The organism is Candidatus Weimeria sp. HCP3S3_B5 (genome assembly GCF_052064335.1).
Taxonomy (GTDB): Bacteria; Bacillota; Clostridia; order Lachnospirales; family Lachnospiraceae; genus Weimeria.
This window is the reverse complement of sequence record NZ_JBQHVU010000011.1, coordinates 44,968-60,448: the sequence shown is the minus strand read 5'-3', so window position 1 is coordinate 60,448 and position 15,481 is coordinate 44,968. Positions and strand designations below refer to the sequence as shown.

Annotated in this window: 12 protein-coding genes and 2 tRNA genes; 1 reads left to right on the top strand and 13 read right to left on the bottom strand. The window is 40.9% G+C overall.

The genetic code is table 11. The features are described from left to right. Positions 1–2: 2 nt before the first annotated feature. The gene (locus ACTNCK_RS06865) at positions 3–1,391 is read left to right on the top strand and encodes a D-alanyl-D-alanine carboxypeptidase family protein (RefSeq protein ID WP_441081760.1); all 1,389 of its coding nucleotides are present in this window, start codon (positions 3–5) and stop codon (positions 1,389–1,391) included. 72 nt (positions 1,392–1,463) lie between these two features. Here ACTNCK_RS06865 and trmB read toward each other — a convergent pair whose 3' ends face one another. From trmB to mnmE, 13 genes are all read right to left on the bottom strand, one after another. Then, the gene (gene trmB / locus ACTNCK_RS06860) at positions 1,464–2,111 is read right to left on the bottom strand and encodes a tRNA (guanosine(46)-N7)-methyltransferase TrmB (RefSeq protein ID WP_441081759.1); all 648 of its coding nucleotides are present in this window, start codon (positions 2,109–2,111) and stop codon (positions 1,464–1,466) included. Between the two features lie 469 nt (positions 2,112–2,580). Continuing rightward, positions 2,581–2,653: transfer RNA gene (locus tag ACTNCK_RS06855), tRNA-Lys, on the bottom strand. Between the two features lie 133 nt (positions 2,654–2,786). Next, positions 2,787–4,712 carry a hypothetical protein gene (locus ACTNCK_RS06850; RefSeq protein ID WP_441081758.1) on the bottom strand — a complete coding sequence of 642 codons (1,926 nt, stop codon included), beginning with the start codon at positions 4,710–4,712 and terminating at the stop codon, positions 2,787–2,789. Positions 4,713–5,045: 333 nt separating this feature from the next. Next, a tRNA-Arg gene (locus tag ACTNCK_RS06845) sits at positions 5,046–5,119 on the bottom strand. A 17-nt stretch (positions 5,120–5,136) separates the two neighbouring features. Further along, positions 5,137–6,018, bottom strand: a complete 882-nt coding sequence (locus ACTNCK_RS06840; protein WP_441081757.1) for a DUF3881 family protein — start codon at positions 6,016–6,018, stop codon at positions 5,137–5,139. Further along, positions 6,011–6,511, bottom strand: a complete 501-nt coding sequence (locus ACTNCK_RS06835) for a DUF4446 family protein (protein ID WP_441081756.1) — start codon at positions 6,509–6,511, stop codon at positions 6,011–6,013. The genes ACTNCK_RS06840 and ACTNCK_RS06835 overlap by 8 nt, the downstream gene beginning before the upstream one ends. An 11-nt stretch (positions 6,512–6,522) precedes the next feature. Further along, on the bottom strand, positions 6,523–7,413 hold the full coding sequence (locus ACTNCK_RS06830; protein ID WP_441081755.1) for a ParB/RepB/Spo0J family partition protein: 891 nt from the start codon (positions 7,411–7,413) through the stop codon (positions 6,523–6,525). 8 nt (positions 7,414–7,421) lie between these two features. Then, entirely contained in the window at positions 7,422–8,192 is a 771-nt protein-coding gene (locus ACTNCK_RS06825) for a ParA family protein (RefSeq protein WP_441081754.1), read from the bottom strand. Positions 8,193–8,888: 696 nt separating this feature from the next. Next, positions 8,889–9,095, bottom strand: a complete 207-nt coding sequence (locus tag ACTNCK_RS06820; RefSeq protein ID WP_441081753.1) for a hypothetical protein — start codon at positions 9,093–9,095, stop codon at positions 8,889–8,891. Between the two features lie 1,939 nt (positions 9,096–11,034). Further along, positions 11,035–11,373, bottom strand: a complete 339-nt coding sequence (locus ACTNCK_RS06815) for a hypothetical protein (protein WP_441081752.1) — start codon at positions 11,371–11,373, stop codon at positions 11,035–11,037. 87 nt (positions 11,374–11,460) lie between these two features. Beyond that, positions 11,461–12,195: a 16S rRNA (guanine(527)-N(7))-methyltransferase RsmG gene (gene rsmG, locus ACTNCK_RS06810; RefSeq protein WP_441081751.1), complete on the bottom strand. Its 735-nt coding sequence runs from the start codon at positions 12,193–12,195 to the stop codon at positions 11,461–11,463. A gap of 21 nt (positions 12,196–12,216) precedes the next feature. Then, on the bottom strand, positions 12,217–14,094 hold the full coding sequence (gene mnmG / locus ACTNCK_RS06805; RefSeq protein WP_441081750.1) for a tRNA uridine-5-carboxymethylaminomethyl(34) synthesis enzyme MnmG: 1,878 nt from the start codon (positions 14,092–14,094) through the stop codon (positions 12,217–12,219). A 7-nt stretch (positions 14,095–14,101) separates the two neighbouring features. After that, positions 14,102–15,475: a tRNA uridine-5-carboxymethylaminomethyl(34) synthesis GTPase MnmE gene (mnmE, locus tag ACTNCK_RS06800; RefSeq protein WP_441081749.1), complete on the bottom strand. Its 1,374-nt coding sequence runs from the start codon at positions 15,473–15,475 to the stop codon at positions 14,102–14,104. Positions 15,476–15,481: the final 6 nt, after the last annotated feature.

Sequence of the window (15,481 nt, the reverse complement as noted above, 5' to 3'; positions counted from 1 at the left end):
CTATGAATATCAAAAAAATTATCGGCATCCTTTGTCTTGCCAGCTCTGTTATCATTTCAACCGCTTCTTCCATGACCACAGTAAGGGCCTCAGATACCAGCTCCTCTTCTCAGGTCAAGTGGCCTGATGGTCCCAAGGTCGGTTCCAAGTCTGCTGTTCTTATGGATGTGGACAGCGGGACAATTCTCTACGACAAAAAGGGAAACACAAAGCATTATCCTGCCAGCATCACTAAGATTATGACTGCTCTTGTAGCCCTTGAGCATTCAGACCTTTCCGAAACTGTGACCTTTTCCCAGAAGGCCGTCGCCGAAAGCTATGGTGGTACCTCATCCATCTCTCGTGATGTCGGTGAAAAAATGACCATGGAGGAAACCCTTTACGGTATGATGCTCGAATCTGCCAACGAATGTGCCTGGGCCATTGCCGAGCATGTCGGCGGCACTGAGGAGAACTTCATCAAGATGATGAATGACAAGGCCAGGGAGCTTGGCTGCACTCATACACATTTCCACAATCCTAATGGTCTGCCGGACGATGAACACTGGACTACTGCTCTTGATATGGCAAGGATTTCAAGGGCTGCCTACCAGAATCCGACCTTTGCCAGGATCTGCGGCACAAAGCACTATATCATCCCGCCTACCAACAAGCACAAGGACAAGACCTATCTTAACAATCATCACTGTATGCTGAATTTCTACCACACCTCACGTTATCTCTACGATTACTGTGTCGGAGGCAAGACCGGCTATACTACCAAGGCTCATTCGACTCTTGTGACCTATGGCAAAAAGAACGGCATGACTCTTGTTTGTGTCGTAATGTGTGCAAAGAATCCAGACCACTGGAATGATACAAGAAAGCTACTTGACTGGGGCTTCAAGAACTTCAAATATGTAAAAATCTCCGAGCTTAAGGATCTTTCTCAGTCTACAGATCTTCTAGGTAATACTCTCTACGGTGCCGACTCGACTCTTATCGCTCCTGACCAGGATGCCAGCGTGATGCTTCCTAAGAAGGCAGACCCGTCTGACGTAAAGCTTACTGTTGAGAAATCCGCCTCCTCTGACAAGAGCATTGTCGGTCTTCTCGTCTTTACATATGGCAATAAAAGGATCGGCAGCTGCCGGCTCAACTCCACTGAGTCCAGGAATTCTCTCTATCCCTTCCATAATCTTTCTGCCTCAAAGGGCGCAGGCTCTCCAGTGCTCCAGCTCAATGTACTTCTGATAATTATTGCCGCTCTTGTCGCTCTTGCCATTGCCATCGGCATCTTCTTCCTTTTCAGAAACATTATCTGGGCAGTCAATAAAAAGCGCCGTGATTCCTACTCTGAAAAGAAGGGCCGAATCAAATACAAGAAGATTCGAAATAATCAGAGAAAATAAAAAAGTTATCCACGTTTTGTTGACAAAATGTGGATAACTTAAAAACTTTTATTTGAAATCAAGTTTCTATTCTCAGATCTTCTGAAAAACCATCCTGCAGATCTTATTTCCAAGTCCTGAAAACTTTTTTTCATACTCCGTCATGATATTGTCCTTCATCTGTTCATCATCATGATGGAGATCTCTTGTAATGCTTATTACCTTAAAGCCCTCGTGCTCCTCGACCTCCTCAACTGAGAATTCAAACAGTCCCTTATTATCTGTCTTGAACTCTACTATCCCATTTTCCTTCAGGATCCTGTGATATTTATCAAGAAAACTATGATGGGTAAGCCGTCTCTTTGCATGTCTCTCCTTGGGCCATGGATCCGAGAAGTTCAGATAGATCCTGTCTATTTCTCCTTCATCAAAAACCTGATCTATTTCCCTTGCATCCATGCAGATCATCCTGAGGTTCTCCGGCGGCTCCTCCATGACTTCTACCTTCTCCAGTCCTCTTAAAAGCACCGACGAATACATTTCTATTCCTATAAAGCCCTTTTCGGGGTTCTGCCTGGCCTTTTCAGTGATAAATGCTCCTTTACCCATTCCAATTTCTATCTGGACTGGCCTTCCGTCAAACAGATCACTGAAATGTCCCCTGTATCTTTCCGGCTCATTTATAGTAAAAGTGCTTTCAGCCACATGCTCTCTGGCACCAGGGATATTTCGTAGTCTCATTTGTTCTCCTTATAATATATATAAATGATAGTGAATGCATCCATCGCACTCTTCCACGCGGGGGACATTCGCTCTCGCTCTGCGACTGCTCATTCGCGCTTTCGCGCGAATGCATCTGTCGCCTTCTTCTCCGCGGGGGCATTCGCAGTCGCTTTGCGACTGCTCATTCGCGCTTTCGCGCGAATGCATCCATTGCCTTCTTCTTCGCGGGGACATTCGCAGTCGCTTTGCGACTGCTCATTCGCGCTTTCGCGCGAATGCATCCATCGCCTTCTTCCTCGCGGGGACATTCGCAGTCGCTCTGCGACTGCTCATTCGCGCTTTCGCGCGAATGCTGAGCATACAGCATGCGGGGATGAAGCACTAGCGCTTCATTCCCGCATACTGTATGCTCATGTCCCCGCTCAATTAATACGCGAAAAAAAAAGCCCATGTTCCGCAAGCAGTTCACAGAACAAGGACCTTCTGCTGCGCGATCAGGGGTTCGAACCCTGGACACCCTGATTAAGAGTCAGGTGCTCTGCCAGCTGAGCTAATCGCGCTTATTTCCTGTCGTCGTTCCCGGCGACAAGAACTATTATACACGTTTCATTTCAAAATGCAAGTACTTTTTGAAATTTTATATTTTTTTTATAATTTTCGTCTATCTGCGATTAATTTATCCCCTACTCCCTCCTATGATATCTTTGAAAACAATGCCTGTATCTCCTCCGGCGTCATCATCCTGTTAGGATCTCCCTGACTCTCCAAAGTCTTGTCTGGCTCTGCATCTGCTTCCTTCTTGTCCTCTTCAGACTCTTTTCCTGTGTCAGGGGCCTTCTCTTCTTCCTCCGTCTTCTCAGATATATCCTCTGACTTTGTCGACTGTGCGAACAGGGCTGCTATTTCTTCAGGTGAAAGGCGTTTATTTGGATCATAGTCACTATCATCGTCTATCTCCTCGGTCTTTTCCTCTTGTGAAGAGATATCCTCTGTCAGGTCCTTACCAGGCTCTACGGCCTTATCCTGGCCAACCGATGTTTCCTGCCCTGTCTGTTTTGCAGTATTATCCTTATCTTCTACTGAAGCGTCCGGCTGGTCTGATACAGACATTTGGCTGCCGTCAGCCCTTCCTGTCCCGGCGGCAAGATCTGCCTGCTCAGTTCCATCCTTATCATCTGAATAGATATCTCCTGTCAGATCGGTTTCGTCAAAGACAGGCTCTCCGCTATCTTCCGTGGCCTCCTGATTTTCATCCACAGTCTCCTTTATATCATCAGCTGGATCTGTGATCTGATCATCCACAGGCCCGGCAATATCATCTGTAAGATCCAGTTCCTTCTCATCAGGCACTCTGATATCATCCGAAAGACCATTATCGTCCTCCTCTTGCATGATATCATCTGTCTGATCAGGAATTTCCGTCTGTGGGGATATATCATCTGTAAGATCTGTCTCTTCTGGCGGAATAGTAATTTCATCTGTAATGTCTGGTCCCTCTTCCTCCATGGCTGTATCGCCTGACAGATCTGCCTCCTCCATCGGCAAAGTAATTTCCTCGTTCTGATCCGACTTTTCTGTCGGCTGGATTACATCTTCACTCAGATCTGCATCATCTGTCAACGGACCATCGTCTTTACTCAGGTCCGCCTCTTCTGGCTGCAGTCCAATATCATCACTAAGGTCTGCTTCATCCGCCGGCTGGATAATATCCTCTGTCAGATCAGTCTCATCTGTCGGCTGAACAATATCTGCACTCAGGTCTCCTGTATCCTGCCAAGAGGTAACATCATCGCTCATCTCCGATATATCTGGCTGTGAGGTGATATTATCTGTCTTCTCCACATTACCTGTTGTATCACCTGCTGAACGATTAGTTGTATTTTCATTCAACTCTGTATGATTCAACATACCGGTTTCCTTAAGCTTCGATCTCTCAGCCTCCACAAGGGATGAATACAGTTCCATATCCCTTGCTACCTTTTCTACCCTTCTTACATCGGTATCAAGTCTTTCTATATCATGCGACAGATCACCTATTCCTGTTGAGATCTTATGACCATGATCGTCAAGCTGCTTTGGTATATCCGCCTCATACAGGCTGTTTATCTTCTTTTCAAGAGCATCGATCCTGTCCTGCAGATCCATGGTCTGGGTCACAAGCGCCTCATTTGAATTGATAAGAGCTGCAGCGTTTTCCTTGCTCCTTCCAAGGGAAATCTTTGTCATTGCCTTCAGCGCATTTATGATCTCCTCTGCCGGTACCTGATACTCGTTGCTAAGCTCCTTTATCTTCTGGTCAAGCTTCTGCTCGCTATTCTGATTTATCTGGATCATAGCTGAAAGTGCCTCTGCGACATCCGATGTGATCCTCTGTCTCTCCCTTTCATCCTGATTCTTGATCTGGACATAGACCATTGCAGTTATAGCGCACATCACAAGAGTGATAGATGCCGGTATGAGAAAGAGATTAGCATCAGGCGCTGCCTTTATACTATAAAGGCTTGCCATCAGCCCTATCAGATCAATACAGATCAGTATCACGAGGCCGTTAAGTCTTCCTGTTCCTGACTCGTTGTTTCTTTCTTTTTCTTTCTTGATTTCTGATTCCTTGGTATCCATAGGAAACCCCCAGTCATTCTTGCTAGTTGATAGTTGCTACCATATCTTTACTTTAATACTTTTTAATAATTATTGCAACTGTTTTCTGATTTACTTGAATCTTGTTTCAACTATTTATTATATCAGGATAAGTTCTACTGTTTTTCCATACACCTGTCCATCCCTGGAACCTATTATCTATATGAATGGCGTAATCTAAAGATAAGGAAATGATGCTGATTTATCTTTCAATAAATCAACTTTTTCCAATAGTCATCTGATCGGATCCTGAAATTTTTATATAAAAAAACATGGAAGAATTTCTTATGAATTCTTCCATGCCTTTACTGGTAACGTCCCTGATGTGATTCGAACACACGACCTTCCGCTTAGGAGGCGGACGCTCTATCCGGCTGAGCTACAGAGACATCTATTTACTTGTGAGTCAAGCGAAAATCCTAGACTGCATCCATACGATTCCTTTAAATCTGCGCCCTACCTCCGGTTCTCCTATAAGGGTATCCTTATTGATAGAAACACAGAATCTAATACCGCAGCAGGACAGTAGAAAATGATAGACTATCTGTTCCGTCAAAGGAATCTTGCTAGAGCTTATCTCCTCGATCTGACCAATGCAGTAATACATATCCTCCTCGACACCTCGAGGCATCAGTGTGGTCGATATAACTCCATAAATCCCGTTCTTTTTGACCCGCTTGTCTATTGTAGTATAAATTTGCATTTCTGTCAATGTTAATTGTTCATATGCGTCGTCATTTCCATTAAAAAGTTCTTTTTTCAGCCTGTTTCGCTTTCCCTCGATGGCACGAAGCTCCTTGTTCTCTGATTTTCCCATTGGCAGAAGAATCATACCTGCTGATGAGAGCGCGCTTATGCCTATACCTTTCCAAGTCGCATTGGTAAGACTTGAAAGCTCTTCTCCATCCGATACCTCATAGAGATTCTGCACATATGAATACAGACTGCATCCTAGTGTAGGAAAATCGCTCCTTGTAAGCGCGGCTGGTTCATTTTTCAGAGGACTTATCCTTTTATATTTTTTACTTACAGGCTCGTTTATTTTTATTACAGGAAAAGCCAGCTGACGTATGAACTGGTCGTCCCTGTCCAGAAAGCCTCTAAGTGTGATCCCTATATTCGGAGCAATATATTTAGTAAGCTCTATCAATCTCTCGTCATATTCTTTTCCCTCAATATAGCTTGCCTCAATATATAGATCCGGATCCTTTTCCACTATTCTATAAAGATCTTCATAATCATTCTGGTCTAATCCTGCGAGTCCCGCAGCACTCATATATTTATTCATCTGTCCCGTCGATTGCCATAGAAAGAGCCTTCTCTTCCTCAGGTGATAATCCGATTATCGAGTTGCCATCAATGATTTCCTTGATATAGCTGTAGCTCCCCTCTCTGCTATGGACATTGTTGATAATGAATCCATTATTCTTAGCATTCAAAAGTGCAAGAGCAAAGCTTAATTTTCCTCCCATTTCATCAAGAGCATCATATTTTAACAGCCCTATCTTCTGGAAGCATGGCTTTATGTCTCTGTCAAGCTTGTCGATTTTTGCCTCGTTAAGCTCATTCTTCTGATCAAGCTCCTCAACCTTATTAAGCTTCTTTATCAGAGTATCCTCCAGTGAAGCTCCGTTCTTGCCCTGCATGAATTCCTCATACCGTTTCTTTAATTTGCTGATCCTTACTCCCTGTACGATCAGAAGTATCAGCAGCAGGATAGCGAAACCAGCTATCCCTATAACTATATAATCTGTCTCTATTCCTAAATATTGTTCAATCATCCTTGCTTCCTCTATTTGTTAAAATAATTTAATATCTTATCAAGCTCTTCTCCGGAAAAGTATTCTATCTCTATTTTTCCAGATTCAGCATTCTTTGGCTGTATTCGAACTTTTGTTCCAATCTTTTGTTTTAGTTCCTCCTCTATTCTAGCAAGCTCAGTAAGCACTCTCTCATCAGGCTTCTGATCCTTTTTCTTATCTTCTTTTTTATTCTTCTGGAGACGCTTAACCTCTTTTTCCACATCTCTTACAGACATCTTTTCGTCAAAGATCTTCTGCGCGAACTGGTACTGTTTTTCCGGATCCTCAATTACCAGTAATGCCCTTCCATGTCCAGGACTTATCATCTCATCGATTAGCATCTGCTGGACTCTTTCATCCAGCTTTAACAAACGAAGCGAATTTGTCACTGCAGTTCTGCTTTTACTGACCTTTTCTGCCACCTCGTCCTGCTTCAGATTGAATTCATCAAGCAGCCTTTTATAGGCAAGGGCCTCTTCTATCGGATTCAGATCCTCACGCTGAATATTCTCAATCAGAGAAATCTCAACTATCTCCTGCTCAGACAGATCCCTTATTATGACCGGCACATCTTCAAGTCCAGCCTTTTTTGCAGCCCTCCATCTTCTTTCTCCAGCTATTATCTCGTAATAATCATCCTTCTTCTGTACCAGAAGCGGCTGTATTATTCCATATTGCTTGATCGATTCCGACAGCTCCTGAATTGCATCTTCATTAAATATCTTTCTTGGCTGCTCCCTGTTGGGTTCAACCTTATTGATGCTCACAATTGTGACGCCGTCCTTTTTTTCATCTTTTTCCGTCTTTTCAGATGGGCTAGTCATATCCGGTATCAGGCTGTCCAATCCTTTACCAAGACCATGTTTATTCAATCTTGCCATGTTTCCTCTTATTCGTTCTCAATAATTTCCTGAGCAAGGCTTCTGTAGCTTTCAGCTCCTGCAGATTTAGGATCGTAGATATTTATTGGTAAACCATGTGATGGTGCCTCTGCCAGTCTTACATTTCTCGGTATGATGGTTTTATAGATCCTGGTATTCAGATTCTCCTTGACTGTTGCTACTACATCATTTGAAAGATTGGTTCTGCCGTCATACATAGTGAAAACTACACCGTTTATAGTAAGCTTCTTGTTCAGACGCTGCTTCACAAGATCGATTGTATGCATCAGCTGGCTGATTCCCTCAAGTGCATAATACTCACACTGGATCGGCACCAGCACGCTATCTGCCGTTGTCATTGCATTTACTGTGAGCATGTTCAGTGATGGTGGACAATCGATGAATACATAGTCATAATCATCAGATATATAGTCCACTGCGTTTTTCAAAATGTATTCCTTTTCGTTAATCCCTAGAAGTTCTATCTCCGCTCCGGCCAGATTAACATTCGACGGAATGATATAGAGATTATCGACTCCATCTATTTCTATTTTCTTGATTGCTTCCTTGATCGAACACTCATCAAGCATCAGTTCATATACTGTATTCTCGATCTTTGACTTGTCTATTCCGAATCCGCTTGTAGTATTACCCTGTGGATCCAGATCGATGATCAGAACCTTCTTACCTTTTTCGGCCATGCAGGCAGATAGATTTATTGCCGTAGTCGTCTTTCCTACTCCACCCTTCTGGTTTGCAATAGCTATAACTTTGTTCATTATTACTCCCATGTTAGGTCACAATGTTGCTTTTCTATTATAGCATTTTACAATTCATTTTACTATATACAATATATGTTTCACGTGAAACATATATTGGGGTTTTGCATGAAATGGGAGTTAGGGGCAAAGATTAGGTAATCGTTCTTTTTTGAAAGAAAGCATCCCATATCGTTTATATCATAGGCCTAGGACAGATAAAAATCCTAATTTTCCAGAAATAATTACTTCTACAAATTCTAATTATCGCAGATCATAATGTTTGTGATTAGAAAACTTCAGTCGTAGATATAGAGATTAGAAGCCATATCTAGCATATTTTTTAGAGGAATAAAAGCAAAGAATTGTATCATCAATGACTAATTTCAACATAGAACAATTTGAAGCGATAACAGAAATAGATATATCAATGAGTATAGTGCCTCTCACCATAGGAAAGTTATGATAGTCATAAGATCTAGCCGAGTGAATTGCAAGATTTAAGAGCAAAGTACTAATAGCTAACAGACAGGAAACAGCCACTTAATAATATATCATCATGATAATGGTTCAGTCACATATTCTATATGATTTCTGATTCCTGACATAATCATTTCTGCTCATATCTATAATCTTCTAGAAAAAATATTCATCGTACGGATATCCCTACTCCTGTCTTCTGAGTGTCTTTATATTCTGATTGATTCCTTCAATCTTTCATGTTAATATTTGATATCGTGCATGTTCAATGATCCCGGAGAAGTGATTAACGGCCAGATTCGTAAACCAACTGAAATGCTCATTACCTCTTGCGTCACATATATCCACGATATCCATGATTGCTACAGCCATCTCATCTTCATCCTTTAAGCTGTATGCAAAAGCGAGTTTTTCCTTTACTAGATCAAGTGAAAAAAAGGCCATGTTTTCCTTGATGAGTTATCGTACTTTACCTCATACCCCACCTTCCACAATATCATCTGTCTTAAAAAGACTGCTGCCCTTACGGATGACCAATTCTGCGGCTGCATACTCGTCTCTTTTCTGCAGGGTCTTTCGGCTTGCTGTAAGTATATAACTGGATTTATTAAGATCTTTAGCAGCTATTATTGGCACTCCTCAATAAGACAGCGCTATTCAACTTTACGGACTTCGTTTACCAACTTATCATTGAAGGTTTTTTACGATATGAAAGTAATCGAAGACTATCTGTAACCAGGGATATTTCTCCTAGAACGCATCCTGAAAATCGAGTTTTCTGTCACATGCCAATGTATCAACATGACGCATCCAGTTTTCTCCTACTTTACCACCTTTTCATTGAAGTTTTTCACGATACAAAAGTAATCTAGGCCAATCTGTAACCAGGGACAATTCTCCTAGAACGCTTCCTGAAAATCGGATTATATCACATGCCAAGGCCCAGGAATGACGCATCCAGATTTCTCCTATATGTTACAGAAATTCATATACGACCTGCTTCTTTTTACCGTTCTGTACCAAGAGTACATGCCATGTATCGAGATAGGTGATGTGAGTATCAGACCTATAACCCTTATAAAATTTGAATTCATCAATACCCAGGAATCTGGAATATTCCCAAGGCTTTTTGAGATGGCTTTATCCATCAGATCCATTTACATTACATTATGCTTCTCCTGAAGACAATGTATATCAATCGCCTTGATTGTGTTCTATCCAAGCTAGGTTTCACTGAAACATCTTTATTCGAGTAATTATTAGAGGCAAGCAGCTCGCAGACATATTGCATGAGTTCAACTGTGATATGGTGACCGTCAACCTAAAAGAAATATACTGTCTTTAGTGACATGGCATTTGCTGCATGTCAGCTTGTTGTGCCCGAAAAATATTTTTGTGAATGTGCCGTCTATATTTAGGTGCTAAAGGCTTATTGCCGGATGTCTGTTTACGTACTGCTGCTGCTTGTCTAAAAGAAATATACTGGCTTTTCCTGGCATGGCATTTGCTGAATCTTTAATGTTTGTGCCCTAAAATGATTTTTGTGAATGTCCCGCCTATATTGAGGGCTGAACGCTTATTGCCCGATGTCTGATTACATACATTTTGCTGGTGTTTCTAAGTATACACGCACCTCTTAGAGACCACAACAGTCCCGACAAAGTCATATACGGTACAGGAAAAAAGTGATGTCCTAACCTCAACAGAAGCACTTTTAGCCATATAGACATGCGGGTATCTTGAGAAATTCAGTAGACTGCCTAATTGCCTGTTTTCTATTTTCTCTGTTTGGATATAATAGTTAGTAAAGTATCTCCTTTTCGTAGGGGTTATTTACATCCAGTAAGATGCAATCATTAACTAAAATGAAGATCCTTATTTTTGCAATTCTAATCAAAGCATTCAACCTTTATTATCTCCAATCATAATTTCCATTTTCTCTGTTTGGATATAATACTTAGTATCTCCTTTTCGCAGGAGTTATTTACATCCAGTAAGATGCAATCAATATCTAAAAAAAGATCCTTTTTTTGCAATTCTATTCAAAGCATTCAACCTTTATCATTTCCAATCATAAAGAGAAAATGATTGATAGGGATTATAGTCCGAGTTCTGGAATATAACATTGATTAATGCTTCATATGTCTACCGATTTATAGCAGAACAGTAGAGATTACTATTATATTTATCATAAATATTATTGAAAGCAAACATAGTAACACAATTAATAAGTTATATACCAAGAATTGTTGATAAGTATATAAATAAGTTTATAAAGCTGAGAAATAAGAAAAAGTCCAGGCTTTTATCCACAAAAAATAGCCTTCAAAAAATAATAAGCTATCTCTAACTAAACATGAACATCAATGTTTCACGTGAAACATTACTTGCTTCTATCCGTAAAGATAAGAGACTCATATTCATCCAGACACTGATTTATCACATTGATTTCAGAATCAAGCGAAGAAATCCGAGCCGAAAGATCTTCAAAGTTTGAACTAAGTTTACTGATCTTTTCGTTCATCTGTGAAAGCCTGTCATCAGTCGAAGAATTTCTTCTGGGATTAAAAGGTTCAAAAGGACGAGAGGTTGAAGACATATAATCATCAAGCTCAAGCTTAGTCTCATGAAGAGAAGAACGGATCTCAATCAGAGAATCCTTGAGTTTTTTCTTATCATTTGTCAATAGAGAAAGTCTCTGTCTCAAATATTCTTCAATCATATCCTATTGCTCCTATTAAAGTTAGTTAAAACCAGGTCACAAAACAATGTCATAGTAAAACAAAGGCATAATTATCTTTTACAATAATTATAACGGATTTTTAGATGGAGTTCCAGCCTTTCTAGGATAAATCTTAGGAGTATTTCCAGTCTTCATAATAAGAAGAAGCGTACGGGAAATATCTGATTCCGGTAGATCAAAAAAAGCCTCCTGGATAAGCTTACCTCTCAACTCTGAAAAAGCATGAGCTGATTGCTTAAGTTCATCATCTGCTCTCTCTGATTTATAGGAAATAAAAAAACCATTTTTTTTGACAAAAGGAAGGCAGTATTCAGAAAGAACAGCAAGATTTCCTACTGCACGTGAGACACAGAAATCAAAGGATTCCCTAATACCCTTCTGATGAGAAATATCCTCTGCCCTACCATGAATAATATTTATATCAGTAAAACCAAGCTCAGAGGATACATCTCTTAGAAAATCAAGCTTCTTATTCACAGAATCAAGAAGAGTAAGTCTGATCTGTGGGAAAATGATCTTAAGAGGTATACCAGGAAAACCAGCACCAGTACCAACATCGATAACAGATGCACCATCAGTAAATCTCTTCTTTATATAAATATCATCATCAAGCAGAACAAGCGAACAGGAATCAACAAAATGCTTAATAACTGCCTCATGATAATCAGTTATCTTGGTTAGATTCATAACCTTATTCTTCTCAACAATCATATCATAATATGTATCGAACATATGTATCTGGTCATTGGTTAAGGAAATACCTATCTGATCAAATGTATCAGCTAAAAACCTGTCATCCATAAAAACCTCACAAATAATAATCTAACCCAGATATTTCCCCGACTCAATATATATCATCAAAACCGAAATATCAGAAGGAGAAACTCCAAGAATCCTGGAAGCCTGACCGATAGAAACAGGTCTGGCCTCCTTTAACTTCTGCCTGGCCTCAATACGAAGAGAAGGAACCTTATCATAATCAATAGAATCAGGAATAAGCTTATCCTCCAGCTTCTTGAAATGAGAAACCTGCTTTTCCTGCCTGTCAATATATCCTGAATACTTGATCTGAATATTGACCTGTTCTCTTACAGATGAAGAAAGATAAGGGCGATCTGGATCTAAAGGTGCCGTGATATCATAGGAGAGCTCAGGCCTCTTAATCAGATCAGAAAGACCTATCCCAGATGTAACAGGTACAGAATGGAAAGCAAAAAGAAAATCATTAGTATGAGGATTTTCTCCAACGAAAACATGACTTACTCTTTCTATCTCAGACCTGGTCTCGTCTTCCTTACGACAAACCTTTTCATAAACCTTATCAGAAATCAATCCTGCCTCATGACCGAATTTTGATAGCCGGATATCTGCGTTATCCTGGCGTAAAAGGAGTCTATATTCCGCTCTGGAAGTCATCATTCGGTAAGGTTCTGAAAGTTCCTTTGTAACCAGATCATCAATCAGGACACCAATATAACCATCGGATCTGGACAGAATGACAGGATCCTTATGCAGGGCATATCTTCCTGCATTGATCCCAGCAATCAGACCCTGGGCAGCAGCCTCCTCATATCCACTACTACCATTAAACTGACCTCCGGAAAAAAGTCCCGAAATAGCCTTGAACTCAAGTGAATTCTTAAGCTGATGAGAGGCCAGGCAGTCATATTCTATAGCATAGGCGTTCCTTACTATCTCACAATGCTCCAGACCAGCTATAGAATGATAGAATTCATACTGGACATCCTCGGGCATGGAGGAAGAAGCACCACTAACATACATCTCATTTGTATGAAGGCCTTCAGGCTCTATAAAGAGCTGATGTCTGCTTTTTTCGGGGAATTTTACCACCTTATCCTCAAGAGACGGGCAATATCTTGGACCAGTACCTTCTATTACACCGGAATAGATAGGACTCTGATCGAGATGGGACCTTATGATCTGATGAGTCCTTTCATTGGTATAGGTAAGAAAGCATGAAACCTGATGCTTCTGGATCGATCTCTGATCAGTTTCAAAGGAAAACGGCGTGATAACAGGATCACCGAACTGCTCAGTCATTTTTGAAAAGTCTATGGAACGTCTGTCAATTCTCGCCGGAGTACCAGTCTTAAAGCGGAGAAGTTTTACATTATTATCAAGAAGAGACTTACTAAGATGGGTGGCAGCCCTCAGCCCATTAGGACCTGTATGCTCTATCACAGAACCATAAAGACATCTTGCATTAAGATAGGTTCCTGTGCATAAAACAACAGAGGTAGAAAAATAAGTAGCTCCTGATATAGTACGAACTCCCTCTATCCTGTGATCAGAAATAAAAAGATCGCAGACCTCAGCCTGACGGAGTGTAAGACCAGGTGTGGACTGAAGCACCTTCCTCATTTCTATCGAATAGGCAAGCTTATCAGCCTGACATCTGAGAGAATGAACGGCAGGACCCTTGGATGAATTAAGCATCTTGGACTGGATAAAGGTCTTATCTATATTCTTAGCCATCTCGCCGCCCAGGGCATCTATTTCTCTTACCAGATGCCCCTTTGACGACCCACCGATATGAGGATTACATGGCATAAAAGCCACCGAATCCATACTAACTGTAAAAATAATAGTGGAAAGCCCCATCCTGGCACAGGCCAGAGCAGCCTCACAGCCGGCATGTCCGGCACCAACCACAATTACATCATATCTTTCTTCTATCAAAGCAAGCTCACTTTCCCATACAGAAATCAGAAAAGACCTTATTTACAAGATCGTCACTGACCTCTTCGCCTAGAATATATCCCAAGGACCTGTAGGCATCATAAAGATCAGAGGTGAAAAAATCCTCCGACAGACCATTAGCTACTGATCGACTGACAAGATCCAGAGATTTATTAGCATCAAGCAGATCATTATAAATCCTCTCAGAAGTAATATAGAACCTGTCCTTATCCAGACCGCCATCAAAGAAGAGCTTATCGATGCAGTCCTTCAGTTCATGAAAACCCTGCCCTGTTTTTGTAGAAAAAGATACCACCAAACCATTAAAAAAGCGGCGAATATCATCATTTTCTACTACAGTATCGAGATCAGACTTATTTAATAAAACAATAGAATAGGACTGATCAAGCGCAGAGATATTTTCAATATCAGACTGACTTAGTTGTACAGATGAATCAACTAAGTACAGAATAAGGTCAGCATTTTCTTTAGCCTCTATAGCCTTCCTTACTCCTATAGATTCTACAGCATCAGATGTCACCCTGATACCGGCAGTATCCACTAGATTTAATACAAGATCATCAAAGACTACCCTCTCCTCTATAATATCCCTTGTAGTGCCAGGAATATCGGTCACTATAGCTCTTTCATTTCCCGAAAGAAAATTAAGAAGAGACGACTTACCAACATTAGGAGGTCCGGTAATAACGGTATCAATTCCATCCCTAATAAGCGAACCCTGATCATAGCTTGAAATAAGAAGAAAAAGCTCCTTCTTCCATTTATTCAGACTAAAGCATAGCTTCTGATCAAATCCATCCAGATCATAATGTTCAGGATCATCTAATGATGCTTCAATAAAAGCTGCCTCACGTAAGATTTCAGAACGGAGTATTTTTACCTTTTCAGAAAGAAATCCAGAAAGCTGACGGATGGAATTCCGATAGGCTCTTTCACTTGAAGAGGAAATAAGATCCATTACAGAAAGAGACTCAGACAAATCCATTCTTCCATTTAAAAAGGCTCTCTTAGAAAATTCACCTGGTTCTGCCTGACGGACCCCTGTTGAAAAGACAAGTGAAAGAACCCGTTTTAAAACATAGATTCCACCATGGCAGTTTATCTCAACAGTATCCTCACCGGTATAACTGTGCGGAGCCTTGAATACAGAAACAAGGACCTGATCCACAATCTCGCCGGACCCATCAACAATATGACCGTAGTTAATGGTATTGGCAGCATAAGAGGTAAGGGAAGCCCTTCCCTTGTATATTTTATCCACAAGCTTGATAGATTCACCGCCACTTACCCTTATTATACCTATTCCGGAAGAGGATAAAGGGGTCGCTATAGCTGCAATAGTATCATATACACTCTTCATAATAGC

Excerpts from the sequence above, each read along its gene's own strand:
- ACTNCK_RS06865 (WP_441081760.1), top strand. The coding sequence starts at position 3 with ATGAATATCAAAAAAATTATCGGCATCCTTTGTCTTGCCAGCTCTGTT.
- trmB (WP_441081759.1), bottom strand. The coding sequence starts at position 2,111 with ATGAGACTACGAAATATCCCTGGTGCCAGAGAGCATGTGGCTGAAAGC.
- ACTNCK_RS06850 (WP_441081758.1), bottom strand. The coding sequence starts at position 4,712 with ATGGATACCAAGGAATCAGAAATCAAGAAAGAAAAAGAAAGAAACAAC.
- ACTNCK_RS06840 (WP_441081757.1), bottom strand. The coding sequence starts at position 6,018 with ATGAATAAATATATGAGTGCTGCGGGACTCGCAGGATTAGACCAGAAT.
- ACTNCK_RS06835 (WP_441081756.1), bottom strand. The coding sequence starts at position 6,511 with ATGATTGAACAATATTTAGGAATAGAGACAGATTATATAGTTATAGGG.
- ACTNCK_RS06830 (WP_441081755.1), bottom strand. The coding sequence starts at position 7,413 with ATGGCAAGATTGAATAAACATGGTCTTGGTAAAGGATTGGACAGCCTG.
- ACTNCK_RS06825 (WP_441081754.1), bottom strand. The coding sequence starts at position 8,192 with ATGAACAAAGTTATAGCTATTGCAAACCAGAAGGGTGGAGTAGGAAAG.
- ACTNCK_RS06820 (WP_441081753.1), bottom strand. The coding sequence starts at position 9,095 with ATGGCCTTTTTTTCACTTGATCTAGTAAAGGAAAAACTCGCTTTTGCA.
- ACTNCK_RS06815 (WP_441081752.1), bottom strand. The coding sequence starts at position 11,373 with ATGATTGAAGAATATTTGAGACAGAGACTTTCTCTATTGACAAATGAT.
- rsmG (WP_441081751.1), bottom strand. The coding sequence starts at position 12,195 with ATGGATGACAGGTTTTTAGCTGATACATTTGATCAGATAGGTATTTCC.
- mnmE (WP_441081749.1), bottom strand. The coding sequence starts at position 15,475 with ATGAAGAGTGTATATGATACTATTGCAGCTATAGCGACCCCTTTATCC.